At 28.9% G+C, this 13,262-nt stretch carries 13 protein-coding genes; 10 read left to right on the forward strand and 3 right to left on the reverse strand.

What is annotated here, in order from left to right:
- Positions 1 to 58: 58 nt before the first annotated feature.
- The 5 genes from LJD34_RS05845 to LJD34_RS05865 all read left to right on the forward strand — a co-directional run bounded on the left by LJD34_RS05845 (position 59) and on the right by LJD34_RS05865 (position 5,622).
- Entirely contained in the window at positions 59 to 1,399 is a 1,341-nt protein-coding gene (locus LJD34_RS05845) for a dicarboxylate/amino acid:cation symporter (protein WP_227359402.1), read from the forward strand.
- Between the two features lie 493 nt (positions 1,400 to 1,892).
- On the forward strand, positions 1,893 to 2,195 hold the full coding sequence (locus LJD34_RS05850) for a hypothetical protein (protein ID WP_347942949.1): 303 nt from the start codon (positions 1,893 to 1,895) through the stop codon (positions 2,193 to 2,195).
- A gap of 3 nt (positions 2,196 to 2,198) precedes the next feature.
- On the forward strand, positions 2,199 to 2,384 hold the full coding sequence (locus LJD34_RS16750; RefSeq protein WP_227359409.1) for a DUF4351 domain-containing protein: 186 nt from the start codon (positions 2,199 to 2,201) through the stop codon (positions 2,382 to 2,384).
- Positions 2,385 to 2,517: 133 nt separating this feature from the next.
- Positions 2,518 to 4,155, forward strand: coding sequence for a SulP family inorganic anion transporter (locus tag LJD34_RS05860; RefSeq protein ID WP_147579478.1), 1,638 nt, complete (start codon positions 2,518 to 2,520; stop codon positions 4,153 to 4,155).
- Between the two features lie 132 nt (positions 4,156 to 4,287).
- Entirely contained in the window at positions 4,288 to 5,622 is a 1,335-nt protein-coding gene (locus LJD34_RS05865; protein WP_175302114.1) for an MATE family efflux transporter, read from the forward strand.
- Positions 5,623 to 5,928: 306 nt separating this feature from the next.
- Here LJD34_RS05865 and LJD34_RS05870 read toward each other — a convergent pair whose 3' ends face one another.
- The gene (locus LJD34_RS05870) at positions 5,929 to 6,597 is read right to left on the reverse strand and encodes a type II secretion system protein (RefSeq protein ID WP_227359403.1); all 669 of its coding nucleotides are present in this window, start codon (positions 6,595 to 6,597) and stop codon (positions 5,929 to 5,931) included.
- A 236-nt stretch (positions 6,598 to 6,833) separates the two neighbouring features.
- On the opposite strand from LJD34_RS05870, the gene LJD34_RS05875 reads away from it, so the two are divergent.
- Entirely contained in the window at positions 6,834 to 8,018 is a 1,185-nt protein-coding gene (locus tag LJD34_RS05875; RefSeq protein ID WP_227359404.1) for a DNA/RNA non-specific endonuclease, read from the forward strand.
- A 776-nt stretch (positions 8,019 to 8,794) separates the two neighbouring features.
- Here the strand turns inward: LJD34_RS05875 and LJD34_RS05880 are convergent.
- Positions 8,795 to 9,451, reverse strand: a complete 657-nt coding sequence (locus LJD34_RS05880; RefSeq protein ID WP_227359405.1) for a hypothetical protein — start codon at positions 9,449 to 9,451, stop codon at positions 8,795 to 8,797.
- 114 nt (positions 9,452 to 9,565) lie between these two features.
- The gene (locus tag LJD34_RS05885) at positions 9,566 to 10,009 is read right to left on the reverse strand and encodes a dUTP diphosphatase (protein ID WP_022002981.1); all 444 of its coding nucleotides are present in this window, start codon (positions 10,007 to 10,009) and stop codon (positions 9,566 to 9,568) included.
- 106 nt (positions 10,010 to 10,115) lie between these two features.
- Between LJD34_RS05885 and rfbD the strand changes: the two genes are divergently transcribed.
- The 4 genes from rfbD to LJD34_RS05905 all read left to right on the forward strand — a co-directional run.
- The gene (gene rfbD / locus LJD34_RS05890; RefSeq protein ID WP_119363739.1) at positions 10,116 to 10,973 is read left to right on the forward strand and encodes a dTDP-4-dehydrorhamnose reductase; all 858 of its coding nucleotides are present in this window, start codon (positions 10,116 to 10,118) and stop codon (positions 10,971 to 10,973) included.
- Complete coding sequence (locus tag LJD34_RS05895; protein WP_022002979.1) at positions 10,963 to 12,234, forward strand: dicarboxylate/amino acid:cation symporter; 1,272 nt, start codon at positions 10,963 to 10,965, stop codon at positions 12,232 to 12,234. Before rfbD ends, LJD34_RS05895 begins: the two co-directional genes overlap by 11 nt.
- A gap of 84 nt (positions 12,235 to 12,318) precedes the next feature.
- A complete protein-coding gene (locus LJD34_RS05900) occupies positions 12,319 to 13,083 on the forward strand; it encodes an ROK family protein (RefSeq protein ID WP_227359406.1) in 765 nt (254 codons plus the stop codon).
- Positions 13,084 to 13,150: 67 nt separating this feature from the next.
- A partial coding sequence (locus LJD34_RS05905) for a transposase (RefSeq protein WP_227359410.1) occupies positions 13,151 to 13,262 on the forward strand: 112 nt, incomplete at its 3' end.

The raw sequence follows: 13,262 nt of genomic DNA on the forward strand, positions 1-13,262 counted from the left end.
TATTTTAAAAAAAATAATGTATAATGTTGGCAATTTGGGAATTTTTAGGAGGATGGTTATGAAAGAAAATAGTGGAAAGCAGTTAGCTAAGAAAATGTTGATTGCATTAGTATGTGGTTTAATTGCTGGATTTAGTTGTATTTTATTGAGAGAACACTTAAATTCAAGTGGTCAAGGAGACTTGTGGCAAACGATTAATAATATCTTTTTCCAAGATATTACAGCAGAAGGTGCTACAAGTGCTATCGGAATTTTCTATATTATAGGTCAATTATTTGTTAATGCATTACAGTTAATTATAGTACCAATGGTTTTTGTTTCTATTACACTTACTATTTGTACAATTACTGATACTAAGAAATTAGGTAGAATTTCTTCTAAAACAATTTTAACTTTCTTTACGACAACAATATGTGCTTTGATTTTTGCTGGTATTGTAAGTACAATTATCTATCATTTAGGGTTATTTAATTCAGTAGACGCAGGAAAGATTACTGTTCAACAAGGAACAACAGGATCTAATCCATTAAATATTATTGTATCAATTATTCCAAACAATTTTGTAAGTGCCTTTACAACAAATGGGAATGTCCTAGCAATTGTATTTTTAGCAGTAGTTACTGGACTTGCTATGAATACCATTGAAGAACAAACAAAAACATTAAAAAAAGTATTTGAAGAAGTTTCAAAAGTTATTAGTTTATTTCTAACGTTTGTAATTAATAAATTTGCACCATATGCAATCTTCTGTTTACTTACAAGAACATTTGCTATTTATGGAATTGATTCATTAAAACCGGCTTTAGCTTATGTAGTAACAGTTACTATTGCTTTATTTGCTTATTTATTTATCGCTTATCCAATTTATTTAATGACAATGGCTAGGGTTAATCCTAAACCATTTATGAAAAAAGCTGTTAAAGTTGCTTTATTTGGATTTTCAACATCTTCATCTGCAGCAACACTACCATTAAATAGAAAAACAACAGTAGAAGAATTAGGGGTACATGATCAAATTGCTTCGTTTGTTTTACCTCTAGGTATGACAGTTAACATGGATGGAACAGCAATTATGCAAGTTATTGCAGCCATGTTTGTAGCTGTTAGTTCAGGTTATAAAGTAACTTTTATGTCAATGGCTATTATTGCTATTTTAGCTTTAATTGCTTCTATTGGAACACCTGCTGCACCTGGTGCAGGAGCTGTTATCCTCTTTACAATTTTAACAGGTATGGGTTATACAAATGATGCCGCTTTACTTGCTTATTCATTGATTCTTGCAATCAATAGACCAATTGAAATGCTTGTAACTTCCCTCAATGTTACAGGAGATGCAGCAACCTCTGTAATCGTTGCTAAAAAAGAAAAAATGCTTGATGAAGAAATTTATCATAGCTAAAAAATTATATAGTTAAGATGAAACTGCAGATAGTATGCAGTTTCTTTTTTGGGACTATCCGACCATTGAAAGAAGGAAAAGAGAAAGATAAAATAATAAAAAAGAAATATTTGTGAATTAAATGTGAAACAAATATGAGACGAATTATCTTTAAACATATGATGCAATTAAATCAAGAAAGCTCCTTACATCAATATTAAAAAAAGAGATAAAAAGCGATGATGACTAACTATAAAACACTCATGTAAGGAGGTAAAAAAATGAGTCAAATAAGAAATGCAAGTGATACAACCTGTAAACAGTTATTAAGAGACGGGGAATGTTTTGCAGATCTATGCAATGCTCTCTATTTTCATGGTAGATAGGTCATCAAACCAGAAAATCTGATATCACAGGAAAATGATGTCTCAACATTGATAGGTAAAGAACCCTTACCAATGGAAACAAAAGATACCGAGATATCGTCAGAAAAGCAAGTATCAATGGGGATTATATGATCATTGGTGTAGAGCATCAAAGTAGTTTAGATAAAAATATGATTATTCGTATACTCAACTATGATGCACAGCTTTATATCAATCAGGTAGAAAGAGGAAAAGAAGTGGTAGAGCTTAGTCAAAGCATGCTTGAAGGAGACTATGAAAAGTTAGGGACAAACCGTATGATCAGTGTAGAAAATTATAAGATGGCATCCATCTTGACACATACGGACATTAAAGAAGAAGACTTACCAGAAGGAAATGAAATCAACATGTGTAAGGCAATGGATCAATTATTTCAAAGATTCGAAAATTAAGGAATTGAAAAAGGTCGACAAGAAGAAAAACGAAATACTTTAAAAGAACAACTTAAAGTAAAACTAGGAACTATATCAAGTCCTTTAGAAGAAAGACTTACAACAACATCGCTAGAAAAATTAAATGTTCTTACATTAAATATTTTTAACATCAATAGTGAAGAAGATGTTTTAAAAATCATTCATTAATGAAAATAGGTTATAACGAATCAAATCGCTATAACCTATTTATTATTATAATTTTAATAGGATTATTTCTACATAAACTTAACAAAAGACAGTTTGATGTGTATAATGACACGGGGTAAAAAAGGGGGATTTTATGTTTAAAGATTATATAAGAGACTTGAAAAATGAGTTTAAAGGTTATAACATGCAAACTCTTTTACAAGATATCTTAGCAGGTTTAACAGTAGCTGCTGTTGCTTTACCACTTGCCTTAGCGTTTGGTGTAAGTAGTGGGGCTGATGCAGGTGCTGGGTTAATTACTGCGATTATTGCTGGTTTAGTGATTGGTGTTTTATCGGGAGCAAGTTACCAAATCTCTGGACCAACAGGTGCTATGTCAGCTATTTTAATTGGACTTTCAACAACATATGGTTTACAAGGTGTCTTCATCGCAAGCTTTTTATCTGGATGTATGTTGATTATTGCTTCATTATTTAAGTTTGGAAAAATTGTTTCTTTTATTCCAACTAGTGTTATTACTGGTTTTACAAGTGGAATTGCAATCATTATTGCCTTAGGGCAAATTGATAATTTCTTTGGGACAACATCTGTTGGTTCAAGTGCTTTAGAAAAACTGTTTTCATATTTAAAATTAGGTTTTCCAGTATCATTACCAACTGTTTTCTTTGGAATTTTAGTTGTTGTGATTATGCTTATTTGGCCTAAAAAATGGGGAGAATATTGTCCTTCATCATTAGCAGGGATTATTATTGCTTTAATTTGTCAATTATGTTTAAATTTACCGGTTCATGAAGTAGGGACTATTCCAAGTACTTTGTTTCCAGAAGCAAGATTATCCTTTTCTTCATTACATTTAAGTACAATTACACAATTGATGCTACCTGCTTTAAGTATTGCTGCACTTGGAATGATTGAATCACTTTTATGTGGAGCAAGTGCTGGTAAAATGAAAAATGAAAAATTAAATGCTGATCGTGAATTAATGGCACAGGGTATTGGAAATATGTTGATTCCATTATTTGGTGGCGTTCCTGCAACAGCTGCGATTGCTAGGACATCTGTAGCTATTAAAGCAGGTGGAAAAACAAGATTAGTCAGTGTATTCCATTCAATTGTTATTTTGATTTCGATGTTTTTACTTGGTTCACTTATGTCACGTATACCTTTATCTGCACTTGCTGGTGTTTTAATGGTTACTGCTTGGCGTATGAACGATTGGCAAGAAATTAAAACATTATTTCATAATAGAGTTAAAACAAATATTTCACAATATTTAATTACAATGTGTGCGACTGTTGTTTTTGATTTAACTGTTGCGATTGTTATTGGAGTCATGGTTTCAATTATCTTATTTGTTTTAAATAATTCTCATTTACATATAGAAGTACGTGATATTGATAAAGATCGTGTAGGAAAAGATTTAAAACATCATCATAAAAAAACAAGAATTATGTATTTAAGTGGACCTATTTTCTTTGGAACACAAGAACAAATGACACATGTTTTAGATGAATTAGATGATTCATTAGAAGCTATTGTTTTTTCAATGAGAGGTGTTCCTTCTATTGATGATTCAGGGATTCATGAATTCTTTGATATCGTTGATCGTTTAAAAGCACAAAACTGTATCATTAAATTCAGTGGTGTTCAAGAAGAAGTGATGATTCAATTTAAACGTAATCATTTTGATGAATATGTTGGTAAAGAAAGTTTCTGTTGGGATGCTATTATGGCTTTAGAAGCTTTGGATCAAGAATTAATTTCTGCTTAAAACAATTGACAAAGATAAAGATATTTATTAATATAGACATGCAAATTGAATATTGCTTAGGTAAGCTATAGATTTCTCTATTTCTGATCATAAATAGACATCTATAGCTTTTTTTATGGAAAGGAGACTTATATGGAAAATAGAAACCCAATGGAATACAAGCCTGTATTTCCTTTATTAATGTCAATGGCGATTCCGCCAATGATTTCAATGTTGATTCAATCATTATATAATATTATAGATAGTATCTTTGTTTCTCAACTTGGAGAAGAAGCTTTAACAGCAGTATCATTGATTTTCCCTTTACAAAATTTATCATTAGCTATTTCTTGTGGAATAGGGATTGCGATGAATGCCTTTATTGCAAGACATTTAGGAGCTAAAGATGATAATAAGGCATCTTATTATGCAACTCAAGGAATTGTGATGTCACTTGCACATTCTTTATTATTTTTAATTATTGGTTTATTTTTTATTCGACCATTTTTAAATATGTTTACAACAAATCAAAATGTAATTAACTATGGAATGCAATATGGAATGATTGTTGTCTCATTAGTTATTGGTCAATTTATTCATCTAGCTATTGAAAAGATGTTTCAAGCAACTGGAAACATGATGATGCCCATGATCATGCAAATCTTTGGAGCTGTTATTAATATTATTTTAGATCCAATCTTAATTTTTGGTTATTTTGGATTACCTGCTTTTGGTGTTGCTGGAGCAGCTATTGCGACAGTAATTGGTCAATTTTCAGCAGCTTCTTTAGCATTTGTCTTATTTAAAAAATACAATACACATCTTCATATTTCATTTAAGAAATTCAGAGTAGATTTTCATGTTATTTCTCAACTTTATAGTATAGCTATTCCTTCAAGTGTGATGATGTGCTTACCATCTGTTCTTGTTTCTTTATTAAATGGTATACTTTCATCTATTTCACAAAGTGCAGTTGCTTTCTTCGGGGTTTATTATAAGTTACAAACATTTATTTATATGCCAACATCAGGAATTGTACAAGGGATGAGACCTTTGATGAGTTATAATTATGGGGCTAAGTTAAAAGAAAGAATGCATCAAATTTTAAAAGTATCTGGTTTGGTCATTGCTGCTATTTTAGGAGCAGGAACATTATTATTCTTTATAGTTCCAAATGTTTTACTTTCTTTATTTAATGCAAGTAGTGGTATGTTAGAAATAGGAGAAACAGGGCTTAGAATTTTATCTTTAAGTTTTATTGTTTCATCTTTTGGAGTTTTAATGTCAGGTGTTTTTGAAGCTCTAGGTTTAGGAAAATATTCTTTAATAGTTTCTTTACTTAGACAATTATTGATTACAGTACCATTAGCATACATTTTATTAAATATCATGGGGATTGAAGGTATTTGGTTATCATTTGTTATTGCTGAAGCAATTGCAAGTATTGTAGCTTATATCTTATATCATAAAAAATTTAAAACCATATAAAAAAGAGGCTGTTACGAAATTAAATAATTAATTTCATACAGCCTTTTCTTTTGTAAAATAAAAATATATTAAAAATAAGAATTTTAAATATCTATATAATAAAATTATTTTACTATAAGAAGCAATTGTTTCTAATTACAATAATTCCTCAAACGTTATCGTTGAGAAATTAATTAGTAGGAAATAAATATCATTGGTAAGATATCAATATCCTATTTTTTAGTTAGAATTTATAACAAAAAAAGATGTTACGATTTTAAATTATTTCGTAACATCCCCTTTTTTACATAAAAATTATTTTTTATACTATTTCTTTTCTATTGATTTTATTGATTTACCACCTTTAACACAATTTAATTTTCCATTATAAATAGTAACCATATAATTATCTCTCGCAAAATTTATAGCTTCTATCTTACCTTGTTGGTTATAGAATATATTAATAGCAAATCCATTGGTTTTACTAGGATTATAATCGTTAAGGGATTGACCGTTGAGGCAGTCAGTTGGTACTTTGTATTTATAAATAGCTGAATTTTTATTTTCACTTTGTAAAAAATGTAATACATTTTTTACAATTTCTTTATCAATATATGATGCGCCAGAATAGCTATCACTAAGATACTTGTCAGGCTCTTTTTGTCCATGACTCATTAAAGAATCAGACACTCTTCCAACTTGATTGTTTGTTGTTTTTTTATAAGGAAAATCTGCAGGTAATGTGTAGTTATATTTAAAAATTGATTGTTTTTTAAATTCATCTTCATCTGTTGCATAGCATTTTGTAGCAGCAATTTGCGCTGCTTCATAAATCCCATGTGCTTCTTGTATAATACCTGCTTTTTTTGCTTCATCTACATATCCTAAAACGGATGGAATAGCCACAGCAGCTAAAATTGCAAGAATGACAAGAACAACTATTATTTCAACAAGCGTAAAACCATGTTTATTTCTAATTTTTTTAGTATCTATCATTTCTTTTCTCCTAATTATTTGATTAAGTAAGATAATATTTTTATTACTATTTTAATATGTTAATCTTTATTTAGCAATGATTAAAAGTAGATTGCCATGATACTTTTTGTATTTGATCATGTTTTCTATTTTTTATATTTTATCCAATAAAACCTTGAAATAGGTTTCTATTTAAAAAAAATAGAAAAGAAAAAATATAAATTTATGATATACTTGTACTCCAAGGAGGAACTATGATGAAAAAACTCTATTTATTATTACTTTCATTATTGATGACATTTACTTTAACAGGATGTAATCAACAAGTAGAAAAAGCATCTTCTAAGCAAAGTGTAACACTTTCTTTAGAACAAACAAGTAGTCAGGATGTAGATGTTTATGTTGATCAAGATCAAATTGATACTTTAAAAAGTCAAGGTGCAGGAACTTATGAGTTAAAGTTAACTAAAGGAAATCATGAGTTAAAAGTTGTACAAGATGGTGAAGAAACTCAAAAATCGTTTTATGTAGACTCTAAAGAAACCTTACATTATCAAATTACAAATATAGAAAACCAATTACAAATAGAAACAGATCAGGTTTCTTTTGATGAAAATAATGTTCAAGATATTTTAAATCAAATAGAAGAATATAGTGGACAACCATATATTGAAATCAATAACAATACTCCTACTTTTAAAGAAAATGAATATACTACAAAAACATATATTCAATTAAATGATTTGGATGAATATGGACGTACTCAAAAAGATCAAGCTTGTTTAGGTCCTGAAACACTTCCAACAAATAAAAGGGAATCTATTGGAATGGTTAAACCGTCAGGATGGAAAACACAAAGATATGATGATTTGATTTCTACAAAATATTTATATAATCGTTGTCATCAAATTGGTTTTGCTTTAAGTGGTTTAAATGCTGAAGAAAGAAATTTAATGACGGGAACACGTTATTTTAATGTTACAGGTATGTTGCCTTTTGAAGAAGAGGTTAGAGATTATATTAAAAATACGAATCATCATGTTTTATATGAAGCCATTCCTGTATATAAAGATGATGAATTAGTAGCAAGAGGCTTGATTTTACAAGCAGCTTCTGTCGAAGATGAAACGATTCGTTTTTGTGTTTATATTTATAATGTACAACCGGGTGTTACTATTGATTATCAAAATGGAACTTCAAGAAAAGCCAAAGAAGGAGAACCAACTTATGGCATCAAAGAAACAAAAGATCCATTTGATTATCATAATAAGTCAAGTAATAAAAGTAAAAAGTATGTTATTAATATAAAAAATAAAAAATATCATGATCCAAATTGTTCAAGTGTTTCAAAAATGAGCGAACAAAATAAAGAAGTAGTTACTTCAACTTCAAAAAAATTACAACAACAAGGATACAGTCCTTGTGGCATCTGTCAAAAATAAAAAAATGTTGCGGTTATCGCAACACTTTTTTATAAATTGTAAAATTACGTAATAAATTAAACATTTAAAATAAGCGGTTACAAGTGATTATCATGTTCAAAGAGGATGTTTATTATATTATTTTCAATTATTATTTTCAGCCTATGATGCAGGGGATAATTTATTAGATGTTATTAGTAATGCTGGTTACAAAGCAGGGCATGAAGGCTATGAAAGTATTTCATTACAAGCTATGGGATTAAAATAAATTGCAGGTATTAGAGGAGGACCTCAACAAGAAACACCAGAGCTTTCCACACTTACTGATATTGAAATCACAGAAGAAACATCTTATAAAAAAAGTGATGATCTTCAATTAAGTGTTACAGGTATTTATACAACATCTGATAATGAAACATATAAAAGAGATATAACTGATGAAGTAGAAATTAAAGGGTATGATGCGACTCAAATAGGAAAGCAAAACGTTATAGTTGCTTATACAGAACATGATATTTTTTTAGAAAAAGAAATTGAAGTATTTGTTGTAGAAGAAACTGTTAAAAAAGATGAAACAGTTACAACACCTACTACAGAAGATAAAGTAACGAATAAAATAAATAATAATAAAAAATCTCAAAAAACAACAGCTGTAAAAACAGGAGATAGTACATCTATAGGTACTTATTCATTATTTGCGTTTTTAAGTGTTTTACTAACAGTTATGTTAAAAAAATATAGATTTGAATAAACATAATAAAAAAACGATTTGAAATAATACATCAAATCGTTTTTGTTTAATGATGGGTATTATATAATTCATTAACAGCTTCAGCATAGAGTGCTCTTGATTTTTTATTAGGGTTTGTGTTGAAGTTCTTTTTATCTAAGTAGATTTTTCGTAATTCATTAGTTAATTTATTCTTTTTTATATATGCCTCTTTTTTAGATAATAAATATCCTTTACATTGCATTTGCCAACTGTATTCGTGTGTGTTTTTATTAAAACGTATATATTCTTGTTGATAATCATTAATTGTATTTACGATTGCAAAATCGCAACTATATTTTATTTTTGTACCTTTTAAATTAGTGATGCTTCTCCAATATGGATTTTCTTTGTATACTTTTATAGTAAATACACGAGTACTATCTTGACAAGGAAAATGATAGTTAGATCTAAGAACTTTATTAAATGTATTCATAAGTATCTCTTTTAATTCTTTAGCACTGTAGTATTCATCAAAATCATTTACTTCAATATTGATATCAAAGTCATATCCTTTATTTGTTTTCGGATCATAAGTAATCATATTTCGGCTAGAACTTCCTATAAACTTATAATCAAATGTAAATTGTTCTCTAAGTTCATCTTGAACTTGATTTATTATTTTGATTAATTCTTTTTTTACTGGCATGTATTTTGATTTAGAAACATATTCAAAATGGTTCATATTTTATTCCTCCTATTTTTTATGCCATTTAAAACAAAAAGTTTTAAATCATTATATTATAAATCTAAATATAAACATATGCAATAAAAAAGTGAGATGTTTCCATCTCACAAATTAAATATGATCAATAATTTCATCTAAATCAATACCTAATTGAAATCCTAAAGAGAAATAGTCATCAATTGTATTTTGGTAATCTTGACTAGAATAAGTTGATGAAACATTCATCATTGATTGATAAATTTTTAAAAATAAGTCTTCTAAAGATAAACGATTAGGAATTTCAGTATGATTTTTAATAGTATCAATTCTTAATTCATAACCAATAGACATTAACATTTTTAAACCATCTAAATAATGTTCTAATAGTTCATCGTGATGAATAGCTTCTTCTTTTTCCCAAAAGATAAAACATCTTGAATCCTGACAAACTTCTCCTAAATCATGTAAGAAAGATAATGTTTTTTGCTTAAGTCGAGCGACATTTAAAATTTCATTTTTGTTTACTTGTAATTCTTTATTTACGTAAACTTGATACATTTTAGATAAATCATTCATAAAAATCACCTCAATACTATTATATCACGAAATATGAACTAGGTTTGAATTTGACATCAAATAATCCTCTAGATATAATATTCAAGATTTAAAGGAGGATGAAATTATGCGAAAAATTTGGATATGCGGTGCTAAAGGACAAATTGGACAAGCAATCAATGAAATTATTGATAAACTTGAATTCAAAGTTCTTGATACTGACATAGACGATTTGGATATTACAGACACAGATGAGGTCTTACGTTTTGGGGAAATGAATAGACCAGATATTATTATTAACTGTGCAGGACTCACAAATATAGAGGAATGTGAAAATGATATTTCTAAAGCTTATAAAGTTAATGCTTTAGGTGCTAGAAATTTATCTATTATTGCTAGAAAATTAGAAGCTAAATTGGTTCATATTTCTACAGATGATGTTTTTGATGGGAAAAGTGATCAACCTTATAATGAGTTTGATCAAACAAGACCACAAACAGCTTATGGTAAATCTAAATTAGCTGGAGAACAATATGTTAAAGAATTTACTTATAAGCATTTTATTATTAGAAGTACATGGGTCTATGGTTTGGGAAATAATTTTATTAATGATTTATTAGAAAAAGTAAATAAAGGTGAATCTCTAGCAATTGCCTCTGATCAATTTGGATCACCTACAAGTGCTAAAGAACTTGCACGTTTTATTTTACATTTAATTGATACAAATGAATATGGAACATATCATGCGACAAATAAAGGGGTATGTAGTCGATATGAATTCGCTCATGAGATTTTAAAACTTACAGGAAAAGAAGCTCAAATGAAGGCAGTACCTACTCATTTATCTGATTTTTCTAAAGTTAGACCAGCTTATTGTGTCTTAGATAATTTTATTATGTCAATGACTCCAGTTTACACTTTTCCTTCATGGAAAGAATCTTTAAAAGAATATTTTAAAGAAAGGGGTCTATATAATGAAAAATAAAAAGAAGTTAGGTTTAACAACTTTGATTTTTATAGCACTTATTGCAGGTGCAATTACCGGAATTATTATTAATTATTGTATTCCTAGTAATAAAATCGTTGATGATTTTATTGTTAGTGGTTTATTTTATGTTGTAGGACAAGGATTTATACGTTTAATGCGTATGTTAGTTGTACCACTTGTCTTTTGTTCAATTGTTTGTGGAAGTATGGCAGTAGGAGATACTAAAAAATTAGGAGCTGTAGGACTTAAAACAATGCTTTTTTATCTATGTACGACAGCACTTGCCGTTGTTGTTGCTTTATGTATCGCTAATGTTATTAATCCAGGTATTGGTTTAGATATGTCAGCAATTAAAATCACTTCAAAAGTAACAGAGTCAACACAAGCAACAAGTGTGACAGAAACATTGTTAAATATTATTCCAACAAATATTTTTGAATCACTTGCAAATGGAACAATGTTACAAATTATCTTGTTTGCGCTTATTTTAGGGGTTATTCTTGCAAATATGTCAGATCGTGTAGATATTGTTAAAAACTTTTTTAGTCAATTTAATGATATTATGATGGAAATGACAATGGTTGTTATGAAGTTAGCACCAATAGGTGTTTTCTGTTTGATTTCTAAAACATTTGCAGAAATAGGTTTTGATGTTTTCATCCCATTATTAAAATATATGTTCTGTGTATTACTTGCATTAGGAGTTCAATGTTTTGGGGTTTATATGTCAATGTTAAAGATTTTTTCAGGATTAAATCCAATTATCTTTATTAAAAACTTTTTCCCAGTAATGGCTTTTGCCTTTTCAACATCAACATCCAATGCAACAATTCCAATGAATATTGATACTTTAGCTGAAAAAATGGGTGTTTCTAAAAAGATCTCATCTTTTACAATTCCATTAGGAGCAACAATCAATATGGATGGAACATCCATCATGCAAGGTGTTGCGGTTGTCTTTACAGCTCAAGCCTTTGGAATTCATCTATCTATGATGGATTATGCTACAGTTATTGGAACAGCAACGCTTGCTTCAATAGGAACAGCAGGGGTACCAAGTGTTGGATTAATTACACTTACCATGGTCTTTAATTCCGTTGGTTTACCAGTAGAAGGAATTGCTTTAATTATGGGAATTGACCGTATCTTAGATATGACAAGAACAGCCGTTAATATTACTGGAGATGCAGTATGTACAACAGTTGTTGCTTCAATGAATAAAGCAGTTGATCGAGATATTTATTATGGTAGAAAATAAGGAATGATCGAAAGGTCATTCTTTTTTTATACCTTTTGTACTATAATATCTTTCGACAAAAGTTGATGAAAGTTAGGCGATAGAGTGTCAAAAGTAAATGATTTAAAACAAGAAAACGAAATAAAAATAAGAGAATGCCTTTATGATGGACAAATTTGGACAAAAAATGACTTAGCGTATAAAACAAGTCTTTCATTGGCGACAACTACTAATATTTTACAAGAAATGTTGAAAAGTCATGAAATTGAATATGTAAGTGATTCTAAGTCAACGGGTGGTAGAAAGTCTAAAGAATATCAGTTATATAAGGATTATAAGCATCTGTTAAAAATAGTTTTAAAGAAGAATAAGAAGAGTTATGAATTTATTTTTGAAATCATAGATTTATATGATCAAATTGTTTATCAAAAAAATTATTCTTCTTTAAAAGGAACAGTTGAAGAGTTTTTAAAGATGTTAAAAGATGTATTAAAGAAAGATCAAGAAATTGCTGTCATTTGTTTATCACTGCCAGGGGTTTGTGATCAGGGAATGATTGATTTGTGTGATTTTGAAGATTTTCAAAATAAAAATATATTAGAAATTTTAAAAAAAGAAATCAAACAAAAAATAATCATTGAAAATGATGTCAATTGTGCCAGAATTGGTTTTTATCATCAATATCCACACTATCAAAATAGTGCGTTGATTTATCAACCTGCGATTGATTATGTAGACTGTGGTATGATCGTTCAAGGGAAACTTTATAATGGCTTTAGTCATTTTGCGGGAGAACTTCGATGCTTACCTTTTTATGATCATTTACCAAATGTTGCCGTAAAGCTCCCAGCTTTAGCTGTGGAGATATAAGGCAACTTTTTTAAGCTTTTATCAATAATATATATCATTAGATAGCTTTTGGTAGTATAATATATTCATGAAGTACAAATCGAATAATAATGTGACCTATTCCTGCAAATATCATGTTGTATTCTGTCCAAAATATCGACGTCCCGTTCTTGTAGATGGTGTGGATGATCGCTTAAAGG

Source organism: Faecalibacillus sp. MSK20_93 (genome assembly GCF_020589945.1).
GTDB lineage: Bacteria > Bacillota_I > Bacilli_A > Erysipelotrichales > Coprobacillaceae > Faecalibacillus > Faecalibacillus intestinalis.

Excerpts from the sequence above, each read along its gene's own strand:
- LJD34_RS05845 (WP_227359402.1), top strand. The coding sequence starts at position 59 with ATGAAAGAAAATAGTGGAAAGCAGTTAGCTAAGAAAATGTTGATTGCA.
- LJD34_RS05850 (WP_347942949.1), top strand. The coding sequence starts at position 1,893 with ATGATCATTGGTGTAGAGCATCAAAGTAGTTTAGATAAAAATATGATT.
- LJD34_RS05860 (WP_147579478.1), top strand. The coding sequence starts at position 2,518 with ATGTTTAAAGATTATATAAGAGACTTGAAAAATGAGTTTAAAGGTTAT.
- LJD34_RS05865 (WP_175302114.1), top strand. The coding sequence starts at position 4,288 with ATGGAAAATAGAAACCCAATGGAATACAAGCCTGTATTTCCTTTATTA.
- LJD34_RS05870 (WP_227359403.1), bottom strand. The coding sequence starts at position 6,597 with ATGATAGATACTAAAAAAATTAGAAATAAACATGGTTTTACGCTTGTT.
- LJD34_RS05875 (WP_227359404.1), top strand. The coding sequence starts at position 6,834 with ATGAAAAAACTCTATTTATTATTACTTTCATTATTGATGACATTTACT.
- LJD34_RS05880 (WP_227359405.1), bottom strand. The coding sequence starts at position 9,451 with ATGAACCATTTTGAATATGTTTCTAAATCAAAATACATGCCAGTAAAA.
- LJD34_RS05885 (WP_022002981.1), bottom strand. The coding sequence starts at position 10,009 with ATGAATGATTTATCTAAAATGTATCAAGTTTACGTAAATAAAGAATTA.
- rfbD (WP_119363739.1), top strand. The coding sequence starts at position 10,116 with ATGCGAAAAATTTGGATATGCGGTGCTAAAGGACAAATTGGACAAGCA.
- LJD34_RS05895 (WP_022002979.1), top strand. The coding sequence starts at position 10,963 with ATGAAAAATAAAAAGAAGTTAGGTTTAACAACTTTGATTTTTATAGCA.